Genomic DNA, 20549 nt, shown 5'->3' on the forward strand with positions numbered 1-20549 from the left:
GCCTGCGCGCGCTTTACGCCCAATAATTCCGGACAACGCTTGCCCCCTACGTATTACCGCGGCTGCTGGCACGTAGTTAGCCGGGGCTTTCTTCTCAGGTACCGTCATTCCAAGGGCAGTTACTCCCTTGGCTGTTCTTCCCTGGCAACAGAGCTTTACGATCCGAAGACCTTCATCACTCACGCGGCGTTGCTCCGTCAGACTTTCGTCCATTGCGGAAGATTCCCTACTGCTGCCTCCCGTAGGAGTCTGGGCCGTGTCTCAGTCCCAGTGTGGCCGATCACCCTCTCAGGTCGGCTATGCATCGTCGCCTTGGTGAGCCGTTACCTCACCAACTAGCTAATGCACCGCAGGCCCATCTGTAAGTGACAGCTTGCACCGTCTTTCCCAGTCCGATCATGCGATCAGGCTGCGTATCCGGTATTAGCATTCGTTTCCGAATGTTATCCCGGTCTTACAGGCAGGTTGCCTACGTGTTACTCACCCGTCCGCCGCTAACCTTCCCCGAAGGGAAGATCCGCTCGACTTGCATGTATTAGGCACGCCGCCAGCGTTCGTCCTGAGCCAGGATCAAACTCTCCATAAAAGTGATCCGAAGATCATTTATGAATTCGCTTGTTAGCTCATTCAAAAACTAGCTTGTTTTAAAACCTTTTGACAGGTCGCTCATTGTTCAGTTTTCAAGGAACAAATTCAGTTCTTTTTCCATCCGGCTTGCGGCCGGAATTAGAATATATCATAGTTCGAAACCGAATTGCAAGCATTATTTTTTAACTTGTTTTTCGTTTCGACCACCGCGTCCTTGCTGCTCTCAGCGGCGGAATTAGAATATACCATGGTTCGACACGATATGGCAAGCCTTATTTCAAAAAAACTTTCGAACCGCCAGAAAGAGGCGCCAAAGACGCCCCCATTTCAGCTATTGTGCTCTATAACGTTGAATGAGATCGAGTTTTAGCTGCCATGCTTCGACACTGCTGTTCACGCGGTACATCTCCGGATTGAGCTTGCGAAGGTACTGCGGCCAAAATAATCGCAACTGCTCCTCATGATACTGTCTGATCTCCGCCAAGCTTGGCAGCGTATAGACCAGCTCGCCTGCTTGAAAGATCGGCTGCAGCAGGGGCACGGCCTTATAATCCGTGATTACTTTATGAATATAAGGATGCAGCGGATCATGCAGCTTAATCGCTTCGCCGCGCCGAACGGCTTCATCATGCCGAAGAGCGATATAATCGCCGTCAGCCATACCGGTTGCGCGGTTCACGATGCGATAGACCTCTTTGACGCCGGGCATGCTTACCTTCTCGGGATTGCCGGATATTTTGATCACGGGGACGAGCTCCCCATCCTTCTCGCGGGCGACAAGCTTATATACGCCGCCAAGAGAAGGCTGGTCGCCGGCGGTAATGAGCTGCGTGCCTACGCCCCAGACATCGATTTTTGCCCCTTGCGCCTTGAGATTGAAAATGATGTTCTCATCCAAATCGTTTGAAGCGACAATTTGCACATAAGGTAGGCCCGCTTCATCGAGCATCGCCCGGGTTCGCTGCGATAAATAAGCCAGGTCGCCGCTATCGAGCCGGATCGCGTTCATCCGCTTACCCTGTTGTTCAAGCATGTGCCCGATTCGAATGGCATTCGGCACACCGCTTCGCAGCGTATCGTAAGTGTCCACCAGCAGCGTCACTTGATCCGGAAGCACCTCCGCATACTTGCGGAAGGCTTCCTCTTCCGTATCATGCCCCTGCACCCAAGCATGCGCGTGCGTGCCTTTGGTCGGGATGCCGAACAGCATGCCGGCCCGCAGATTGGAGGTCGCATGGAAGCCCGCAATATAGGATGCGCGCGCGCCCCAAACCGCAGCATCCGCTTCCTGCGCGCGTCTCGTGCCGAACTCCAGCAGCGCGTCGCTGCCGGCGACCTGCTTAATGCGCGACGCTTTGGTAGCGATCAACGTTTGATAGTTCACGAAGTTGAGCATAGCCGTTTCGATCAACTGCGCCTCGAACACCCGCGCTTCCACGCGAATCAAAGGCTCATTCGGAAAAACGATCGTCCCTTCGGGCACGGCTGCCAGATCGCCGGTAAATCGAAAGCGGCGCAGCTCCTGCAGAAACGCTTCGTTATACTGCTCCTCCTGCTCGCTCAAATAAGCGATTTCCTCCTCCCCGAACCGGAGATTGCGGATATAGTCGACAACACGCTCCAATCCGGCAGCCACCGCATAGCCGTTGCCGAACGGAAGCTTGCGGAAGAACAGCTCGAATACCGCTTTCTCGTTCATCGAGCCGTTCATCCAGTGCGCATACATCATGTTGATTTGATACTTATCCGTATGAAGCGCCAAATTGCCGCAGCTCATGCGCGCTCACTCCTTCCACCAATCATCATAGACCGTAACCGGACCGCGGCGTTTATGCTCCGTCAGTTTGTATCGCGCCTCGATTTTGCCGCTTAACTCCGCCGGAACCGTCTGGCCTTCCAAATAATCGTCCAGTTGCACATAGCTCATGCCAAGCGCCTCCTCATCGGGAATGCCGGGCTTCAAGTCCTCCAAATCCGCCGTCGGTTTCTTCGTATAAAGATGTTCCGGACAGCCCAGCTCGATTAGCATCGAACGCCCTTGCCGCTTGTTCAAGCCATAAATCGGCACTAAATCGCAAGCCCCGTCCCCATGCTTTGTATAGAAGCCGGTGACCGCTTCCGCCGCATGATCCGTACCCAGCACAAGCAGGCCGTAATGGGCCGCCAGATCGTACTGCGCCTTCATCCGCTCCCGCGCTTTCACATTCCCTTTATGAAAATCGCCCAGCTTCTCGCCCGTCGCTTCCTCAAACGCCGCAACAGACGCATCAACGGATGCTTTTATATTAATCGTAACTGTGCGAGTAGGTTCGATAAACCGGAGAGCGTCCTGGCAGTCGTCTTCGTCCCGCTGCACGCCATAAGGCAGCCGAACGGCAACAAACATCGCCCGGTTCGACTCGTCATGCTCGGCATTCCACTCATTCACGGCCAACTGCGCAAGCTTGCCGGCCAAGGTGGAATCTTGACCGCCCGAGATGCCGAGCACGAAGCCTTTAGACCGCGTATGCTGCATGTACGCTTTCATGAAATCGACGCGCCGGCGAATTTCCTCCCCAGCGTCAATGGCCGGCTTTACTTTGAGCTCGGCGATGATTCTCTTTTGCATCAGATCGTCCATCCTGCATCCATCTCCTTATATTGTGATTGGCTGATCGTCGATTCTCAGTTCCGCTCCGAGCGACCGCTGAAAATGCTGAAGCGCCCACTCATGTCCTTGCGGATTAAAAGAAGCAGCGCAGTCCGCATGCACGACGATTCGAAAGCCTCGATTGTATGCGTCAACCGCCGTATGCAGTACGCAAATATCGGTACAAACGCCAACCAGGTGAATCTCCTGCACGGCTCTCATTCGAAGCTGCAAATCCAGATCGGTTCCGGCAAAGGCGCTGTATCTCGTTTTGTCCATCCAATAGATGCGCTCTTTCTCCGCCTCGTAAACCTCGCTAAGCTTGCCGTACAGCTCACGCCCTGACGTCCCCCGAATATTGTGCGGAGGAAACAGCTTATGCTCGGGGTGAAGCGCATCCTGCTCGTCATGCACATCGACAGCCATCACGACAAAATCGCCCTGCTTCACGAATTGCCGCGTTACGGCCGCTATACGGTCCTCGATCGCGATGGCCGGCTGCCCTACCGGCAACCGGCCCTCTACGAAATCAAACGTGTAATCGATGACGACCAATGCTTTCATCTTTTCCACCTTCCTTAAATGAATTCAAGTTTTATATTATGTCATTACGACAATATCAACAGCGATAAAGAATGCCTAGCTGTAAATGGACAGCTGAGGCGAAAAGCCGGTAAAACGATAGAGCTGCGCGGCCCGCTGGGAATACCGGCTGGACATCTTCAATTCGCCGCGCGAATCCCGGACTTCTTCAATAATGCCTTTGCGGCTTCGGGTCGACGTGATCTTGCGGATGAAGTTCCGCTCCACGAATTCGGGAACGACGGTCTCGATGACCTGGTACAGCTCGCCGATCGTAAACTCCTCGGGAAGAAACGCTCGCGCAATAGTCGTTGTCAGCATGCTGTGCCGAATGTGCTTCAGCGCATCATGCAGAATCTGCCTGTGGTCAAAAGCAAGCTCCATCTCCAACGCCTCCTGGACCGGAAACAGCCGGACGTCAGCGGCATCATCGGCGGCTCTGCGACTCGCGAGCGTATCCTCATGAACGAGCGCGCAGAACGCATGCGAGATCATCCATCCCCGAGGATCCCGCCCCGGCTCGCTGTAGGCATTGAAATATTCAATGTGTACGTTCTCGACGCCGGTTTCTTCTTGCAGCTCCCGTTTGGCGCTGGCTAGCAAAGTTTCCGTTTCTTTTGAAAAACCGCCAGGCAGTGCCCACTGACCGGCAAACGGCCAGCTTTTGCGCTGTATGAGCAGTACCTCCAGCCTTCGGGAGGGAAGCGACTTTTTCGACGTATTCCGCTCCGTTGATGTAATCGTGAAAATAACGATGTCAGCAGGCGCGCCATCGGGCGTTCGGTAGTTTCGGGGGGAGTAGTTGGCAGCTGTTTCTGCATCGAAATTAGGTTCGGTCATAACGTCTACACCTGCTTTGAATTTCTCATACTGTCATTATGACATTATTAAAATCATTGTCAAGGGGGGAGAGGCCCAGATTATGCAATACCGCATTGAGGGCAAGTATGGTACTATAGCGTTTGGCAAAATCAGTTTATTCATTACACCAGGAGGTCTTCCACCGTTGTCCAACATCATTCAAGTCCATGAAAGGCCATCGCTTGCGGCCAGTATCCCGCTCAGTCTGCAGCATTTGTTCGCTATGTTCGGTTCGACCGTGCTCGTACCGATACTGTTCAAGGTTGATCCTGCAACGATTCTATTGATGAACGGAATCGGGACGCTTATCTATCTTCTCATTACGAAATTTAAAATCCCTGCTTATCTGGGCTCGAGCTTCGCTTTCCTTTCGCCTGTATTCGTAGTGCTCGGATCAGAAGGCGGGGGCTATTCGGCTGCGCTAGGCGGCTTCATTGTGGTCGGTGTCATCTTCACGCTTGTTGCCTTGCTGATCAAGCTGGCCGGTACCCGCTGGATCGACGTCGTGTTTCCGCCGGCAGCCATGGGCGCCATTGTCGCCGTAATCGGGCTGGAGCTGGTGCCGGTTGCCGCGCAAATGGCAGGCTTGATTGCGAAACCCGGCGCGCCGGCGGATTGGTCGCCCGACGGGGCGACCATCGCCGTTTCGATCGTGACGCTGAGCATTGGGGTCGTGGGCTCTGTGTTGTTCCGCGGCTTCCTTAAAGTCATTCCGATTCTGATTGCCATCGTCGTCGGTTATGCGCTTGCGTCGATCCTCGGATTGGTCGCAGTGAAAGAGGCCATCAGCGCAGCCGCGTGGTTTCAATCGCCGACTTTCTACTCGCCGACATTCGACTGGTCCAGCATCGCCATTATCGCGCCTGCTGCGCTGGTAGTCATCGCCGAGCATATCGGCCACTTGATCGTAACCGGAAACATCGTCGAGAAGGATCTCACGAAGGATCCGGGCTTAAGCCGATCGCTCCTTGGCAACGGCGTTTCGACGGTACTGTCCGGTTTCGTCGGTTCCACGCCGAATACGACGTACGGCGAGAACATCGGCGTCATGGCCATTAGCCGCGTGTATTCCGTCTGGGTTATCGGCGGGGCGGCGGTCATCGCGATCGTGCTGTCGTTCATCGGCAAGCTGTCCGCCTTGATTCAAACGATTCCAGAGGCCGTTATGGGCGGCGTTTCTCTGCTGCTCTTCGGCGTTATTGCCGCTTCCGGTATACGCATGCTGGTGGAAACGAAGGTGGACTACTCCAAGCCGGCCAACCTGATGCTGACGACTGTTGTGCTCGTCATTGGATTGAGCGGCGCCGCATTGAAGTTCGGCAATTTCGAGCTGAAGGGTATGGCGCTTGCGACCGTTTCCGCGATTGTGCTGAGCTTGTTCTTGAAGCTTATTGAAGTGTTCCGATTATCATCGGAAGAATAAATACAAAGGGCGTCCCGATATTGGGACGCCCTTTGTGTTTTGGGGAAGCTTAACGGACATGGATGTCCGTTAGAGACATTTATTCGCCATTATGAATTTTTAACGGACATGGATGTCCGTTAGGGCCGGAGAGCCTACTCGCCGGTAAACCGCGGCGGCCGTTTCTCACGGAATGCGGCGAGCGCTTCCAGCCGGTCCTTCGTCGGAATGACCGCTTCGTAGGCTTCCGTTTCAAGCTCAAGGCCCGCATTGAGGTCTGCCGCATCCAAGCCCCGATCGATCGCCAGCTTAGCTTGATAGACTGCTAGCGGCGCATTGGCCAGCAGCTCTTCCGCCATCCGCCCGGTAAACTCGCGCAGCTGCTCCGGATTCTCGGCCACTCCGTTCACTAGGCCGAGTTCAAACGCTTGCCCCGCCGTAATCCTGCGCGCGGTCAGGATCAGCTCCTTCGCCCGCGCGGGGCCGATGAGCCGCGGCAGCCGCTGCGTTCCGCCGGCGCCGGGGATGATGCCGAGGCTCACCTCGGTCAGCCCCAGCTTCGCGCCCAGGACGGCGTAGCGGAAGTCGCAGCACAGCGCCAGCTCCAGTCCGCCGCCGAAGGCCAGACCGTTTATCGCGGCGATCGTCGGCTGCGGCAGCCGTTCGAGCGCGGAGAACACGGCCTTGCTCCATTCGAGGCGCTGCCGGATTTGCTGCGGATCGGTCAGCATGCTGCGTTCCTTCAAGTCGGCGCCGGCGCAGAACGCGCGCCCCTCGCCTTCCACGATGACGACGCGGATGCCCCTCGGATCGGCGGCAATGGCGCGCAGCACTTCCTCCAGCGCGGCGAGCATCCCGCCGTTGATCGCATTGAGGCTCTCCGGCCGATGGAGCCGGATGTAGCCGATGTGGTCCCGCTGCTCCCAGCGAACGGGCTCCTCTTTCATCGCCGTCATGCCGTTCCCTCCCGCTATACCGGATAGACCGGGTGCTTCCGGTCCGTGAACGTGACGTTTTTGGACGTGTAGGCATCGAACCGTTTGATTAACTCCCTCCGCAAGGAATGAGCGGGCACGATCCCGTCTATCACCATATCGGAGGCCAGCTGATAGAGGTCGATATCCTGGCGATATTCCTCGCGCTTGGCGGCGATAAATTCGCTTCGCTCCGGCTCGGGCAGCTCCGCGATCTTGTTCGCGTAGACGGCATTGATCGCCGCTTCCGGCCCCATGACGGCAATTTGCGCGGAGGGCAGCGCGAGGCAGCAGTCCGGCTCGAATGCCGGTCCGCCCATGGCATAGAGTCCCGCACCGTACGCTTTGCGGACGATGACGGATATTTTCGGCACGGTCGCTTCGGAGACGGCGGCGATCATCTTGGCCCCGTGCCGGATAATGCCGGCCTGCTCCACCGCGGTGCCGACCATAAAGCCCGGCACGTCGGCAAGAAACAGCAGCGGGATATGGAACGCATCGCAAAGGCTGATGAACTTGGCCGCTTTGTCCGCGGAATCGTGGAACAGGATGCCGCCCTTCGTCTTCGGCTGATTGGCGATAATGCCGACGGGTTGCCCGCCGAGCCGAGCCAAGCCCGTAATCAGCTCGCGCGCGAACAGCCGCTTGATTTCGAAGAAGGAGTTCTCGTCGATCAAGCCGTCGATGAGCTGATACATATCAAACGACGTATATTGATCGCTCGGTATAATGGCATCCAGCGGCACGCGCTGATCGGCAGGCGGACGCGGCTCTCGGGAAGGCGGCGGCGAAGCGTAGTTCGCGGGAAAATAGGCCAAATACTGCCTCGCCAGCGCAATCGCTTCCTCTTCGCTCTTCGCGAGCACATCGCCGCAGCCGGAGACGGAGCAGTGCATCCGAGCGCCGCCGAGCTGCTCCAGCGTCGCCTTCTCGCCCGTCACCATCTCTACGATCCGCGGCGATCCCAGGTACATGGAGGCATTGCCGTCTACCATTATGACAATATCGCAAAATGCCGGGATATACGCCCCGCCAGCGGCGGAGGGGCCAAACAGCAGGCAGACCTGCGGGATTTTGCCCGACAGCTTGACTTCATTGTAGAAAATCCGCCCCGCCCCGCGCCTCCCTGGATACATCAGCGCCTGATCGGTAATGCGCGCTCCCGCCGAATCGACGAGATAGAGCAGCGGGATCCGAAGCTTATCGGCCGTTTCCTGCATGCGGATGATTTTCTCGACCGTCTTCGCTCCCCATGAGCCGGCCTTCACGGTCGAATCGTTGGCGATGACGCCGACCGTCACGCCATGGATGCGGCCAATGGCCGTCACGACGCCGTCGGCCGGCAGTCCATATTCCGTGCAGTTCGCGAACATCGCGTCCTCAAGCTCGAAATCCGGATCGAAGAGCAGCTTCAGCCGGTCACGGACGAACAACTTCCCCTGCTCCTTGTTCTTCGCATGGTATTTGGAGGCGCCGCCCTGTTTGATCTCCTCGATCTGCTCCTGCAGCCTATCCATCGCCGGCTCGCGTTCACGCTCCATAATCTAAGCAGCTCCCCTCCTAAGCTAACAGCCGATTTGGGCGGCGATGACGATGCGCTGGATTTCCGAAGTGCCCTCGCCGATCTCCAGCAGCTTGGCATCGCGCATGTAACGCTCCACCTCGTATTCCTTCATATAGCCATAGCCGCCATGGATTTGGACCGCTTGATCGCACACCCTCATGCACATTTCCGTCGCGTACAGCTTCGCCATCGCCGCCTCTTTCTTGAACGGCCTCCCTTGATCCTTCAGCCAAGCGGCTTTGTAAACCATGTTCCGGGCCAACTCGATCCCCAAAGCCATGTCCGCCAGCTTGAACTGGATCGCCTGAAACGCGCTCAGCGTTCGCCCGAACTGCTTGCGCTGCTTGGCGTAGCGCAGCGACTTGTCGTACGCGCCTTGAGCGATGCCGACGCCCATGGCGCCGATGCCGATCCGGCCGCCGTCAAGCACGGCGAGAAATTGCTTGAAGCCGTTTCCTTCCGTGCCAAGCAAATGCTCCTGCGGCACCGCCACTTGATCGAGCACAAGCTCGGTCGTGTTGGAGGCGTGAAGCCCCATTTTCTCGTAGCTGCAATTCACCGTGAAGCCGGGCGCATCCGTCGGCACGATAAACGCGCTGATGCCGCCCGTTCCCTTCGATCGGTCGGTGACTGCGGTAAGCGCGAGATGCTTCGCGTAGCTGGCGTTCGTGATGAAGCATTTCGATCCGCTGATGATCCATTGATCGCCGGAGCGCACCGCCGTCGTTCGGGTGCCGCCTGCGTCCGAGCCGGCATCCGGCTCCGTCAAACCGAACGCGCCAAGTGATTCCCCCCGGCAGATCGGCGTTAGGAAGGCAGCCTTCTGCTCCTCCGTGCCGAACAGCGAGAGCGGCGCTCCCCCTAGGGACACATGCGCAGAATACGTAATGCCTGTCGAGGCGCATACCCGGCTCAGTTCTTCCACCGCAATTGCGAAGCTGACCGTATCCGCCCCGCCCCCGCCGTACTCCTCAGGGAAAGGCAATCCCATCAGGCCAAGCTTGGCAAGCTTCTCGAACACCTCCGCCGGAAACGCGCCGGTACGGTCCCGCTCGATCGCCCCGGGGGCCACCTCCTCATCGGCAAAATCCCTGACCAAATCCCGAATCATCGCCTGCTCCGCCGTTAAATCGAAGTTCATCGCAAGCAACTCCTCTTCTGCTTAAGTCGTGGTGCGCGGACCGGGTTCGCCTACCCGCCCAATGTAGCTCACTACGTGCGCTTCTTTTAACTAGAACCGCTGATTCCGCCCAATGTAGCTCCCTACATGCGCTTCTTTCAGCCAAAACCGCGAATTTCGCTTAATGTAGCTCACTACGTGCGCTTCTTTTAGCCAAAACCGCGGATTTCCGCCCAATGTAGCTCACTACGTGCGCTTCTTTTAGCCAAAACCGTAAATTCCCGCCAATGTAGCTCACTACGTGCGCTTCTTTTAGCCAAAACCGCGGATTTCGCCCAATGTAGCTCACTACGTGCGCTTCTTTTAGCCAAAACCGTAAATTCCCGTCAATGTAGCTCCCTACATGCGCTTCTTTCAGCTAAAACCGCGAATTTCGGCCGATGTAGCTCACTACATACGCTTCTTTTAACTAGAACCGCCACGGATTACATCCGTCCCACCAGCTTCCCCTTCATCGCCTTCACCAACATCGGCCCCGTCATCGGCGCCATCGTCGATTTCAATTTCCAGCCGCATCAAATTCGCCCCATAGCACTTGCCCAAATTGTCCATGCGAAGCGTAGCCGATCCGCCTCCGCCCAGCGCCGCCCGGCACACAAAGTTCATTGCGAGCAGGCCCGGCAGCTCGTAGCGGATCACTTCCCCCTCCACCATTCCGGTAAAATGCAGCTTCACCCGTTCAGCGGTCAGCTCTCTCAGCAGCGCGTCATAGATCCCTTCGTTCGGCGCAAATACGGCGATATTGACCGAGTTGCCTTTGTCGCCGGATCGGGCCTGAACAAGATGGCGCAGCTGCACACGCTTGGTTTTGCGGTTACTCATGGCTGCTGCACCTCCGAAACCGTCACTTGCACGCGGCTCTCGATCAGCCCGCGCGGAACGAGAGAGGACCACATGCCGAGCAGCTCGCGCGGCTTCATCAGCCCGAGAAAGGCTCCCATCGCAGGGGGGCCGCTAAGCATTAGCGGCGGAACGAGCCGGCCAAGCCGGGCTGCTTCGTCCTTGCTCTTCGTTCGCACCGCGATGCGCAAATAAACTTCGTTGAGCGTCTCCTCATCAGGCAGCTTCGCAAGCGGGCCATGCAGGGAATTATAGCCTAGGTAATCGGTGCGTATATCGTCGTACAGGAGGCCGCCCCGCTCCATCTGCTTGCGAATAATCCGGTCCGCCGCCTGGGCTTTCGCCAGCGCATCCGGCCACGAATAGCCCCAAATAGCCTGCCCGAGCCAGCCGTCCGAATAGCCCATGACGACCTTCAGCGTCTCCGGCCTCGGCTTGCCCTTAGCACCTGAGACATGCACCCGGTTTGAGCCTGCGTCCTGCAAACGCACCTCCGTCAGATCGAGCACCACGTCGGGCGTTACATAGGCGGCAGGATCATGGATTTCATACAGCAGCTGCTCTTTTACCGTATGGACGGAAACTAGCCCGCCGGTGCCCTCCGCCTTCGTCACGATGAACGTTCCGTCCTCGCAAACCTCCGCGATCGGAAACCCGATCTCTTCCAGCGACTCGACCTGCTGCCAATCGCCGCTATAATTGCCGCCGGACGCTTGCCCGGAGCACTCCAGCAAATGCCCCATCAATACGCCCTGCGCCAGCCGCCCCCAGTCGTCCGGCTGTATGCCGAACTCATGAATCAGCGGCGCCAGGAAGAGCGCCGAATCCGTCGTGCGTCCCGTAAGAATGACGTCCGCTCCTTGGCTCAGAGCATTTACGATCGGCCCCGCCCCCAGATAGGCATTGGCGAACACGATTCGCTCTTCGATCTCGCCGATCGACCGGCCGTCTTCCATATGTCGAAGCGCTGCCCCTTGCTCGATCAATTCCGGTATGTCCGCTCGAACGTCATCCCCCGTTACGACAGCGATCCTCAGTCCCGTCAGCCCCAGCTCCCGGGCAATCCGCTCCGTTTCCCTCATCGCCCCAAGCGGATTCATCCCACCCGCATTCGTAATGATGCGGATGCCCTTCTCCCGCGCAATCGGAAGCAGCTTCCTCATCGCAGCTCCAATGTCCGCAGCGTAGCCCCGGGCAGCATCGCGCTGCCGGTCCTTCTGCAGAATAGCGAGCGTCAGCTCCGCAAGGCTGTCGAAGCACAGGTACTGCACCTGCCCTCTTCGGGCCGTCTCCAAAGCGGGCAGAACGGAATCGCCGTAAAATCCTTGACCCGCTCCAATCCTTATCGTTTTCATGCAAACCTCCTTTCAGGCGAGGCCGGTGAGCAGAAAGCGCGTCATAGTACAATTGTATGGTCCTGGAAAGTGAGCTAGACGTGAGCTTTTGCCGGGCAGCAAAAAAGCCCCCCGCATCCCGGGAGGCTTCATCCTTCATGGTTGACTATTCATTTACGTTTTCGGCATACTTCTTGAAATTATCCATAATGGCCTGCCAGCCAGCCCGCTGCATATCCACGGCATTCGTCGATTCCGCCTCGAACGTTTCGATGACTTTCGTCGCGCTGCCTTCGCTAACGAACTTGATTTGAACTTCTCTCCCGTCGCCGAGCGTATACGCGATCGCCTCATTGGCTTTCACTTCATCGTATACCCCGCCAAAGTCAAATCCAAAGCTGCCGTCCTTCGCTTCCATTCTGGAGGAGAATTTACCGCCGACGCGCAGATCATTCTCGGCATGCGGCGTATGCCAGTCGTCGGAAGCGCTGTTCCAGAGCTTGATATGCTTCGGCTCTGTCCAGTATTCCCATACTTTCTCAACGGGCGCTTGCACGGTTGCTTCTACAGTTACTCTTTCAGAACCTGTTGCCACTTGACGATCAGCCTCTTTTCCGTAAATTTAGATTTAACCAATTTCAAGCATATTCTACCAGAACGGTTGTCCCCGCTCAACCACCGAAGGACCTTAGGCATGAATCTTAACAATTGTACCGGTCGGTACCGTATTGTACAGCCATTCCACATCCTTGTTCAGCATCCGGATGCATCCGGCGCTGGCATTGGTGCCGATGGATGCGGGCGCATTCGTGCCGTGAATCCCGTAAGTCCTGCCTTGGGTATTCGGAACGTTAAGCCCTAGCCACCGGCTGCCTAACGGATTTTTCGGATCACCGCCGGGAATGTCTTTGGCCGTATACCAGGGATTCTTGATCTTCGTTATGATTTCGAAGCTTCCGGTCGGCGTTTGCCCTTTGCGCTTGCCGCTGGCAATGTCGAAGCTTTTCGCTAGCTTTCCGCCGGATCGGACATAGAGTTTATTTTTCGTTATATCGATTTCAATCGAAAATGGCTTGGATGGAAGTGCCGAAGCAATCGTCACTTCTTTACCGGGACTATCTTCCAAGACAACATAAAACGGATTGGGAATACGCAAAACTTGCCCCGCTTTGATCGCCCCCGGCGTTTCCTGAATCTCGTTGTAACGCGCGATTGCCTGCTGATAGTCTATGGACTTAAAGTATTTGGCCGATAAGCTATACAGCGTATCCCCTGCATGAACGACATGACGCTGCTCCCCGGAAGGAATCGGAACGATTAGCGCCATGCCGATTTTCAAACCCGTATTGGGGTCCGATATCCCGTTATACTCCATTAGCGCATTCTTATATTGGCTTCGATTGAAGTAGCGGTTTGTAATCGCAAACAACGTATCGCCGGCGTTGACCGTATAGTGATCCAAAATCAGCGGATTTTTCAGTTTCAATACAGCTCCCGCTTTCAGGCTTGCCTTCGGGACCCATCCGTTTAAGCGCGCGACCCGCTCGTAATCCCCGGTCAAATAGTACTTCTTCGCGATGCTGTATAACGTATCTCCTGATTTAATGCTGTACGTAATACTGATGGAGCTCTTGTTATCCTCCTTGGCGCTCAGAGGATTAGGACAACTCAATAGTAAAACCAATAATGCTGCGATACTTAAGACCCACTTCGACTGCATACCCAACGATGATCACCCTTCTGTCTGTATAAATTGCGGCTCAGAGATTCGTCGCCATTCGTCAGGAATCCTTCTTTTCCAGCATCGGGAATAGTAAAATAATCCAATTGTAGGAGAGAAAGAAAAAAACCCGCTCTAGGCGGGTTCTTGGGTACCAAGCAGTTTGGCATATGCGCATCGTCATGCAGCAGGGTGAAAGTCCCGGTTACGCGTTAATGAACCGGCTGGGACAGTTTGCGCAGCTTGCGCTCAAACTCGACGAGAGAGGCAGCCGCGGCGCCGCAGCCCCAGTCAAAAATCGTAAACTCGCCGAGGCCCTCGACAGCCGTACCGTCGTGATGATTGAAGTTTTCCATATGGAAACCATAGTCGTTCTCGTCAAACTGCGGATGCACGCGCTCGTACTTCGCTTTCACTTCCGGGTTGAGCGGGCAGTACATCATGTAGAACGAGGCTCTCATCGCCCAGAGCGCTCTGGCTCTGTAATCGGTCCGGCCGGTCAGGCGATAATAGTCGAGATACGTTAAAGCGAACAAGCTCTGTCTTGCGTCATTCCACTCGTCATCGGAGGTCATGACGCCGAAGCCGCCGACAGTCGGTACCGGGAAGAAAGCCGGCTGCCAAATTTGCTGATAAAGCGACGCCTCGGCCAGCACCTGCTCGCCCGCATCAAGCCATTTTGCGATGCCGGTCGTTTCATATAGATCCTTAAAGGCCTCCGATGTCCAATACAAACCGAAATTACACTGGTTATACAGCCCGCTTCGCGCATCAAGAACGCCGTACTGCTTGCCTTCCCACTGTCTCGAGCAGGACCAATAGGTTTCGAAATCCTCCCATCGCCCTTTCTGGACGACATCGCGGAGCACCATTTCGGCCGCGCGCTCTGCGGCAGCGATATAGCGGGGATCCGGTTCGATTTGATTCAATAAGCAAAGCAGCATGATATGCATCGAAGACTCCGGACTTTCCAGCAAGTACGGGGAGACCTCCGACGTGATCGGGTTCACCCATGCCGGAAAACCGCCGCTTTCCAGTTGAAGCGATAACAAGCGGTTCACGTATTGGCGGACAAATGGCAGGATCCTCTCGTCCGCGCGTACGTCGCGGTGCCACTTGAGCAGCCAGTAACATGTCCAAGAGGCGTCCAGCAAATGGACGAATGGATCGTGTCCCTCAGGGCGGCGCGGACCTGACATGTACCAGCGTCCGGTTTCCCAGCTGTTATCTTCGCCTGCCTGGAAATAACCCGGGAACAGCCCGTCCGCTTGCGGCGCGCTAAGCGCGAAGTTCAGCGCTTTCTCCGACTTCCGAACCCAATCCTCACGTCCGTTGCTGCGACCCCACTGAGCATAGCCGTATGCGGTGCGAAGGCCGCAGAACCACGCTTGATTCCATAAGCTCTTCGGCTCCCGCCATTGGTCTTCTTCGCCAAGACCAGGCTTCTGCCGGGCGCGAACGATAAAGACGACCCCGCCGACCTCTTCCCCGTCCAGCGCGAATTGCTGCCACGTCACGTCCTGCCACCGGTCCAGCGCCCAGCCGTACGCATATTCGGCATAAGGCTTGAGCGTTTCCACCGTCTGCAGAGCATCGCCGACCGTCATACGCTCTTCGGCGAAAGTCTCCCATAGAAACTGCTCTACGAAGCGGTAATCCATTGCTCTGGCATCAGCTTGTTTCGTCCACTCGATGAGATAGAAGCGGACAAACAGGGGATCCGCCAGGACAGTCGGCGACGGCGTCAGCTTATGGTACACATGTCCTGTTTCTTCGTATTTGCATAAACCGTACATCAACGAGTGATCATCTAACGTGTAGTCCATCATATGCGGGATCAGGCGATCCGTCTCGAGCACGGCAATGTCCGGCACAAGCGCCGTCATCCGTTCCGCGTTCTCGAAGATGATGGCCGGCGAACGGAACATTTTATCCCCGATGGCCATATCGTCCTTAGGCGCAAGCTGCGGCTTCCAAACGCAGGTTTGGTCCGCCCCCACAGGCATCATCAGCTGTATGCCGCTTACTGCAGCTTCGGCATGCTTTGGCGCAATGCTGATTTCGGCCTCATGGCACGTACTGACTCCCGTTGAACGGTCTGCGGAATATCTGATGCAAACAGCCACTGTCACATCGGGCAGGTCTGCTGTATAACGTTTTTTCGAAACCTCGTCCGAGTCAACAAGCTGAAGCGGATAGCTCTTCCATTCATTCTGCGTGAACCACTTGATTGTCCATTCTTGCTTGAGCCAGCTTGCCATCGTTGAAGTCATCCTCTCGCTGATTATCTTACTCTAGTGCGGATTATATCATGAATACGCTTACAATATGAAGGAGATAGCTGTAAAAGCTATCGATTACCATTAACATCTTACATGCTTGCGTTTAAAACCAATCTGCCCTTTATCAATGGCTTTCTGAATATTCGGGGAAGAGTGGATGGTCTTCTTGCCCTGTTGGACTTCTACCGGGCCTACCGCCTTGGCGATCTCGACCGCTTTATCATGGAGCGGCAAATAGGATACCGCCACGGTGGTGATGAAGTTATTCATCGAATACTTCGCTCGTTCGGGAGCATCATGAATCGTATTTTTCACCCGTTCAAGCATACCTGCAAGTTTGTCTTTGGAAAATTCATTATCCTTGCGGTTACCCAAAAGCCAGCAGTAACAGCTCCAGCCCGCCGACATCTTCAGATCCTCACCGCTTGCGATCCATTTATCCGCAACGTCTTGCGCGATATCCGCTTCGGCCAAGGTCACCGAAACCACGAAATCGGAAATCATATAGAAATAGGCTGCATCGATCCAACGATCAAAATCCGCTGCCGTCATCGCTTTGGGATCCGCAATGATACCGGCAAAATACATCGCATCATAATTCCCGGTAGCATAAAGCTCCTCTGCCAGCTGCTGATTGATTTTGGTTTTCTTGAAAATCGGCTTCATCTCGCCCGTAGCCACGCCAAAAAGCGGTTCGTGCGCCCCGTTGGAGACATACATTTTCTTGAGTCGTTCCTTGCCGAGCCCTTCCAGCTCCTGCATAACGGCTTCTGCGTTCATGGTTTTACACTTCCTTCTACTTGGTCTCTATTCAATCAATCTGCCCAAATTCGATGAATGCTAGGCATTTCCTTAACGAAAGATAGATGAAAAACATCCGGGTTGGACATCGACTCCCACTCCCTAAACCCAATACGGTCATCAAAATGCTTAAGCAGGAGGGAGATCAGGTTTCCATGGGAAACGAGCGCAATGTTGTTGTGCTTGCTATTCAGGGCTTCTCTTACTACGCCGATGGCACGATTCATCGCGGCGTTGCTAGACTCCCCGCCTTCATAGCGTAAGTCCAGGTCATCGAATGTGTTAAGCAGCATGTCGCGCCAGTCCGGATGGTTGTCAGCCAATAAGACCCGCTCCGTTAATCGTTCATCCAACATGATGTCCACGCCAAGCTTCTCCGCTAGCGGTGCTAGGGTTCGGCAAGCTCGTTCGAAAGGGCTTGCGATGATCGAATCGATGTTTTTATCCGCGAGGAAATCCGCAAGCTTCTCCGCCTGCAGTACGCCTGCAGCGGTTAGCGGAGCATCGGGTGCTTGTCCTTCCGCTTTGCAATGCCGCACCACATAGAGGTTTTTCATGTACGGGTTCCTCCTTCTGCTCGAACAACACTTCTCTCAGAACCTATCATATCATCATGCGGCGATACAAAAAAAGAGAAGACCTGTCGCCTCGGCCTCCCCCTTCTAACGATCCGCTTGCTTCCCTACTACTCGCCAACGGTCTGACGGTCAGGCGCGGAATAGGCAATGATCATCCTGCACGGCTCCCAGCTGGTGGTTGTCGCATTATGCGGGACGCCGCGCGGAATGCGGAGCATCATCCCCGGCTTCAGATGGTACGTTTCGTCGCCTAACGTATGATCGCATTCGCCGGAAAGCACGAAAATCACTTCCTCGCAATTCGGATGGATGTGTCTCGGATTGGACTGTCCCGCATGAATATAAACCATGCCGAACGTCATTTCGGCATCCGGGTCGATATCGCGGCCGCACAGCCATTGAATGGTCCCCCACTCTTGCTCGAACAATCGAGCCGGATCTTGTTCGGACAGATCTGTTATCGTAGCCATTTTGCTCATTCTCCCCATAATCGGATTTTAGTTGGCGTTGATGACGGCCTTTTCGCCTTCCGGCGTGCTGCGGTACGCTTCGAAGAGCTTCATGATCTCGAGCGAATCCTCAAGCGTCCCTTTCTGCGGCGGCCGGCCTGCTAGAATGCTCTCGCAGAAATGAAGCACCTCCGGCACATAGCCCAGCAGGAAAATGTTCTTGTTGTACAGCTGCCCTAACGAAAACTCCGGTTCCCAATGCAGCGGAGCCGCTGCATCGTCGACCAAATACGTCGGTGTTCTTCCGTAGCCCCCGCGGCTCGCTTGACGGTAGTAGGTCAAGTTGACCCCGTTATCGACCACGACGTTGCAGCCGCTGCCGACAACCTCCAGCCGCTCCAGCGGGCTGCTGCCGGATATGCCGGCCGTCATATGCATCGTACCTACCGCTCCGGACGCAAATCGGAAGTTCGTGACCGATCCGCCGTTGAACGGCTCGCTTTCGAAGCTCATGGTGGCAACCTTGCCCATTAAATAATGGATAATTGCGGCAGGATGGTAGATATGATCGAGAAAACCGGTCAGTCTTCTTAAGTCCTTGCGCTCCGCGAGCGGCGGAATGTTCTGCGGATAACGGATGTAGAGCGATGATGGCGTGCCGAACTCCGGCGAGCTAATAATCTCTTTTACTTTGGCGATTGCCGGGAAGAATACTTTTTTCAGCCCTGTCATTACATAGCGGTTATGTTCCCGGCTCGCATTTATTAACTGCTCTACTTCGCCAACGCTTGCAGCCGTCGGCTTTTCCATCCAGACATGGACGCCTTGGCGCAGCGCTTCAAGGGCGATATCCGTCGCCTGTACCCGGCCGTCCGGATGATAGGAGGTGACGATGAACACGGCTTCGGGCTTCTCTTTCTCCAGCATTTCGCGATAGTCGGTATAGGCGGATTTCGCCCCGAACTGTCTCGCATAGGTCGCGGCTCGTTCGCCGTTGACGTCGCAAATCGCCGCCAAATCGACCGGCGCATATTGAAAGGTCGGGTACACATTGCGGAACGAGTGTCCGCCGGCGCCGATAAAGCAAACCTTCAGTTTGCGATCGTACTCGAAATTGTATTTGATATGCTGATGCTCCAAGCTGTTTACCTCCCCGCTCGATTTTCAACACGTTTCATTTTATTCAACTTAGTTGAACCACATTCATTATATCGTGCCGCTTTCCTCGTCGGCAATCGCTTTTTACGCTAGACAACAAAAAAAGTTAGACAGCAGATGCTGTCTAACTCCGATTGCAGAGAAGCCCACCATCGTTTTAACAGTCGGGCTTGTCGGCTTCTATATGGTTAGCGTGTGCGCGGAAGCATGAGAGAGCGCCTCCGGACTCGCGATTGCTCCCTAACTCTCCGTTTTCGATTGCGTAAACAAGGATATATATTTGACCTCCGGCGTGATCGGAGATAACGAATGCTTCTCGATCGCGTCAAAATACAAACTGTCCCCAGGCCCTAACTTATATTCCGAAGCGCCGACGGTATAGCGCATTTCGCCTTCCAGAACAAAAATAAACTCTTCGCCGTGGTGGCTGAAGCTTTTCCGATGATCCTCTTCGCCCTTCCTGGCCACGAACAGATACGGCTGCATCAGCTTCTCTCCGCGCTCGACGGCGAACGCATGAAACGAGTAGCCTTTTTCCGTTTTCACCAACTGGTTGTGACTCTTATCCTGCGGCGTATAAATCGTTCCCGACCGTTGCTCATCATCCAGCAAAATGGACACCTTGGTGCCGAGCGCATCCGCGATTTTCACCAGCGTAGCGATGGGAGGAATGGTTTTGCCGTTTTCGATTTTCGAGAGCAAGCTCTTGGAGAACCCGCATACTTCGGCGATTTCCGCAATCTTCCGATTCTGATCCAATCGCAACTTCTTGATTTTGTCCCCTAGCTCCATGGTTGTTCAATCCCCTATACTCGCATTCAACTTTGTTTATTATAGATAAACAAGGTCGATTGTACAAGGAATACTCTTAACTCGTTTCTTGAGCGAGTGCTTTCGTTTCATGAACTGTACCAAATGGATGCTCGGGCGGGGCATAGATAACGTAAACTTTAAGAGGGCGGTTGCCTGTATTGGTTACATTGTGCCATTTTCCAGCAGGGATCATAATTGCATAGTCATCGTACGCCATGACTTGAAAATCCAATTTATCTCTGCTATCGCCCATTTGAACAAGCCCTTGGCCTTCTTCAATCCGTATGAACTGATCCGTCGTCGGATGGACTTCCAAACCTATGTCTTCGCCAGCATGAATACTCATCAAAGTGACTTGAAAATGTTTACCCGTCCATAAAGCGGTGCGGTAATTGTTGTTTTGCTTGGCTGCTTGGTGAATATTCACTACAAATGGACTTGTTCCGTAATCTTGCAACGTGATGTTTCTATACGGATTATAGTTGTGACTATTCCAGTCGTAGTAGCGGGGATTCCAATCATAACTCCATATGTTATTCCAGTGGCATTGCATTGGATAATGCCATTGATGATAGCATGAATTAGGATACATACTCATGCACCTCTCATTGATTTTTATTAATAACCATTTATCCTATGCAACTGCCTAGTGACAGGTAAGCAAAATGGGCAATCGTCCACATAACGAAAAACACCCCCTATAGTTTTCATCGGTTAAACACCAGGGTGGTGTTTTTCCAATGTCCACTATAAGGGGTGCACTGCATCAAGCCTGACTATCTATTCGTACTGCC

The 20549-nt window shown here is 54.9% G+C and carries 19 protein-coding genes and 1 rRNA gene; 1 reads left to right on the top strand and 19 read right to left on the bottom strand.

Annotation, left to right across the window (positions count from 1 at the left end; all coding sequences use genetic code 11):
- The 5 genes from DL346_RS19705 to DL346_RS19725 all read right to left on the bottom strand — a co-directional run.
- Positions 1–586: ribosomal RNA gene (locus tag DL346_RS19705) — 16S ribosomal RNA — on the bottom strand; the annotation flags it as partial.
- A gap of 333 nt (positions 587–919) precedes the next feature.
- Entirely contained in the window at positions 920–2365 is a 1446-nt protein-coding gene (locus tag DL346_RS19710; protein WP_112884106.1) for a nicotinate phosphoribosyltransferase, read from the bottom strand.
- A gap of 6 nt (positions 2366–2371) precedes the next feature.
- Positions 2372–3208 carry an ammonia-dependent NAD(+) synthetase gene (gene nadE / locus DL346_RS19715; protein WP_112884107.1) on the bottom strand — a complete coding sequence of 279 codons (837 nt, stop codon included), beginning with the start codon at positions 3206–3208 and terminating at the stop codon, positions 2372–2374.
- 15 nt (positions 3209–3223) lie between these two features.
- Positions 3224–3781 carry a cysteine hydrolase family protein gene (locus DL346_RS19720; protein WP_112884108.1) on the bottom strand — a complete coding sequence of 186 codons (558 nt, stop codon included), beginning with the start codon at positions 3779–3781 and terminating at the stop codon, positions 3224–3226.
- A gap of 75 nt (positions 3782–3856) precedes the next feature.
- Positions 3857–4639 carry an NUDIX hydrolase gene (locus DL346_RS19725; RefSeq protein ID WP_112884109.1) on the bottom strand — a complete coding sequence of 261 codons (783 nt, stop codon included), beginning with the start codon at positions 4637–4639 and terminating at the stop codon, positions 3857–3859.
- A 166-nt stretch (positions 4640–4805) separates the two neighbouring features.
- Here DL346_RS19725 and uraA point away from each other — a divergent pair, with 166 nt between their 5' ends.
- Entirely contained in the window at positions 4806–6083 is a 1278-nt protein-coding gene (uraA, locus tag DL346_RS19730; RefSeq protein WP_112884110.1) for a uracil permease, read from the top strand.
- A gap of 134 nt (positions 6084–6217) precedes the next feature.
- Here the strand turns inward: uraA and DL346_RS19735 are convergent, their stop codons facing one another.
- The 14 genes from DL346_RS19735 to DL346_RS19800 form a co-directional block, all read right to left on the bottom strand.
- The gene (locus DL346_RS19735; RefSeq protein ID WP_112884629.1) at positions 6218–7009 is read right to left on the bottom strand and encodes an enoyl-CoA hydratase-related protein; all 792 of its coding nucleotides are present in this window, start codon (positions 7007–7009) and stop codon (positions 6218–6220) included.
- Positions 7010–7032: 23 nt separating this feature from the next.
- Entirely contained in the window at positions 7033–8577 is a 1545-nt protein-coding gene (locus DL346_RS19740) for an acyl-CoA carboxylase subunit beta (protein ID WP_206098561.1), read from the bottom strand.
- 24 nt (positions 8578–8601) lie between these two features.
- Positions 8602–9741 carry an acyl-CoA dehydrogenase gene (locus tag DL346_RS19745; RefSeq protein WP_112884111.1) on the bottom strand — a complete coding sequence of 380 codons (1140 nt, stop codon included), beginning with the start codon at positions 9739–9741 and terminating at the stop codon, positions 8602–8604.
- A 444-nt stretch (positions 9742–10185) separates the two neighbouring features.
- Complete coding sequence (locus DL346_RS19750; protein ID WP_206098562.1) at positions 10186–10602, bottom strand: AtuA-related protein; 417 nt, start codon at positions 10600–10602, stop codon at positions 10186–10188.
- Positions 10599–11975 carry an acyclic terpene utilization AtuA family protein gene (locus DL346_RS19755; protein ID WP_112884112.1) on the bottom strand — a complete coding sequence of 459 codons (1377 nt, stop codon included), beginning with the start codon at positions 11973–11975 and terminating at the stop codon, positions 10599–10601. The genes DL346_RS19750 and DL346_RS19755 overlap by 4 nt, the downstream gene beginning before the upstream one ends.
- Before the next feature lie 145 nt (positions 11976–12120).
- Positions 12121–12549: an SRPBCC family protein gene (locus DL346_RS19760; protein WP_112884113.1), complete on the bottom strand. Its 429-nt coding sequence runs from the start codon at positions 12547–12549 to the stop codon at positions 12121–12123.
- 93 nt (positions 12550–12642) lie between these two features.
- Complete coding sequence (locus DL346_RS19765; RefSeq protein WP_240633361.1) at positions 12643–13674, bottom strand: LysM peptidoglycan-binding domain-containing protein; 1032 nt, start codon at positions 13672–13674, stop codon at positions 12643–12645.
- Between the two features lie 212 nt (positions 13675–13886).
- Complete coding sequence (locus DL346_RS19770; RefSeq protein WP_112884115.1) at positions 13887–15935, bottom strand: hypothetical protein; 2049 nt, start codon at positions 15933–15935, stop codon at positions 13887–13889.
- A 102-nt stretch (positions 15936–16037) separates the two neighbouring features.
- Positions 16038–16736: a DNA alkylation repair protein gene (locus tag DL346_RS19775; protein ID WP_112884116.1), complete on the bottom strand. Its 699-nt coding sequence runs from the start codon at positions 16734–16736 to the stop codon at positions 16038–16040.
- Between the two features lie 35 nt (positions 16737–16771).
- Positions 16772–17314 (bottom strand): histidine phosphatase family protein, encoded by a 543-nt coding sequence (locus tag DL346_RS19780; RefSeq protein ID WP_112884117.1) that lies wholly within the window; start codon positions 17312–17314, stop codon positions 16772–16774.
- A 128-nt stretch (positions 17315–17442) separates the two neighbouring features.
- Positions 17443–17805, bottom strand: a complete 363-nt coding sequence (locus tag DL346_RS19785) for a cupin domain-containing protein (protein WP_112884118.1) — start codon at positions 17803–17805, stop codon at positions 17443–17445.
- 27 nt (positions 17806–17832) lie between these two features.
- Positions 17833–18924 carry a Gfo/Idh/MocA family protein gene (locus DL346_RS19790; protein WP_112884119.1) on the bottom strand — a complete coding sequence of 364 codons (1092 nt, stop codon included), beginning with the start codon at positions 18922–18924 and terminating at the stop codon, positions 17833–17835.
- Positions 18925–19182: 258 nt separating this feature from the next.
- A complete protein-coding gene (locus DL346_RS19795; protein WP_112884120.1) occupies positions 19183–19734 on the bottom strand; it encodes a helix-turn-helix domain-containing protein in 552 nt (183 codons plus the stop codon).
- Positions 19735–19810: 76 nt separating this feature from the next.
- Positions 19811–20347 (bottom strand): cupin domain-containing protein, encoded by a 537-nt coding sequence (locus DL346_RS19800; protein WP_112884121.1) that lies wholly within the window; start codon positions 20345–20347, stop codon positions 19811–19813.
- Positions 20348–20549 lie beyond the last annotated feature (202 nt).

Source organism: Paenibacillus montanisoli (genome assembly GCF_003268025.1).
Lineage (GTDB): Bacteria > Bacillota > Bacilli > Paenibacillales > Paenibacillaceae > Paenibacillus_Z > Paenibacillus_Z montanisoli.

Coding starts and splice junctions, on each gene's coding strand:
- DL346_RS19710 (WP_112884106.1), bottom strand. CDS start 2,365: ATGAGCTGCGGCAATTTGGCGCTTCATACGGATAAGTATCAAATCAAC.
- nadE (WP_112884107.1), bottom strand. CDS start 3,208: ATGGACGATCTGATGCAAAAGAGAATCATCGCCGAGCTCAAAGTAAAG.
- DL346_RS19720 (WP_112884108.1), bottom strand. CDS start 3,781: ATGAAAGCATTGGTCGTCATCGATTACACGTTTGATTTCGTAGAGGGC.
- DL346_RS19725 (WP_112884109.1), bottom strand. CDS start 4,639: ATGACCGAACCTAATTTCGATGCAGAAACAGCTGCCAACTACTCCCCC.
- DL346_RS19735 (WP_112884629.1), bottom strand. CDS start 7,009: ATGAAAGAGGAGCCCGTTCGCTGGGAGCAGCGGGACCACATCGGCTAC.
- DL346_RS19740 (WP_206098561.1), bottom strand. CDS start 8,577: ATGGAGCGTGAACGCGAGCCGGCGATGGATAGGCTGCAGGAGCAGATC.
- DL346_RS19745 (WP_112884111.1), bottom strand. CDS start 9,741: ATGAACTTCGATTTAACGGCGGAGCAGGCGATGATTCGGGATTTGGTC.
- DL346_RS19750 (WP_206098562.1), bottom strand. CDS start 10,602: ATGAGTAACCGCAAAACCAAGCGTGTGCAGCTGCGCCATCTTGTTCAG.
- DL346_RS19755 (WP_112884112.1), bottom strand. CDS start 11,975: ATGAAAACGATAAGGATTGGAGCGGGTCAAGGATTTTACGGCGATTCC.
- DL346_RS19765 (WP_240633361.1), bottom strand. CDS start 13,674: ATGCAGTCGAAGTGGGTCTTAAGTATCGCAGCATTATTGGTTTTACTA.
- DL346_RS19770 (WP_112884115.1), bottom strand. CDS start 15,935: ATGGCAAGCTGGCTCAAGCAAGAATGGACAATCAAGTGGTTCACGCAG.
- DL346_RS19775 (WP_112884116.1), bottom strand. CDS start 16,736: ATGAACGCAGAAGCCGTTATGCAGGAGCTGGAAGGGCTCGGCAAGGAA.
- DL346_RS19780 (WP_112884117.1), bottom strand. CDS start 17,314: ATGAAAAACCTCTATGTGGTGCGGCATTGCAAAGCGGAAGGACAAGCA.
- DL346_RS19785 (WP_112884118.1), bottom strand. CDS start 17,805: ATGGCTACGATAACAGATCTGTCCGAACAAGATCCGGCTCGATTGTTC.
- DL346_RS19795 (WP_112884120.1), bottom strand. CDS start 19,734: ATGGAGCTAGGGGACAAAATCAAGAAGTTGCGATTGGATCAGAATCGG.
- DL346_RS19800 (WP_112884121.1), bottom strand. CDS start 20,347: ATGTATCCTAATTCATGCTATCATCAATGGCATTATCCAATGCAATGC.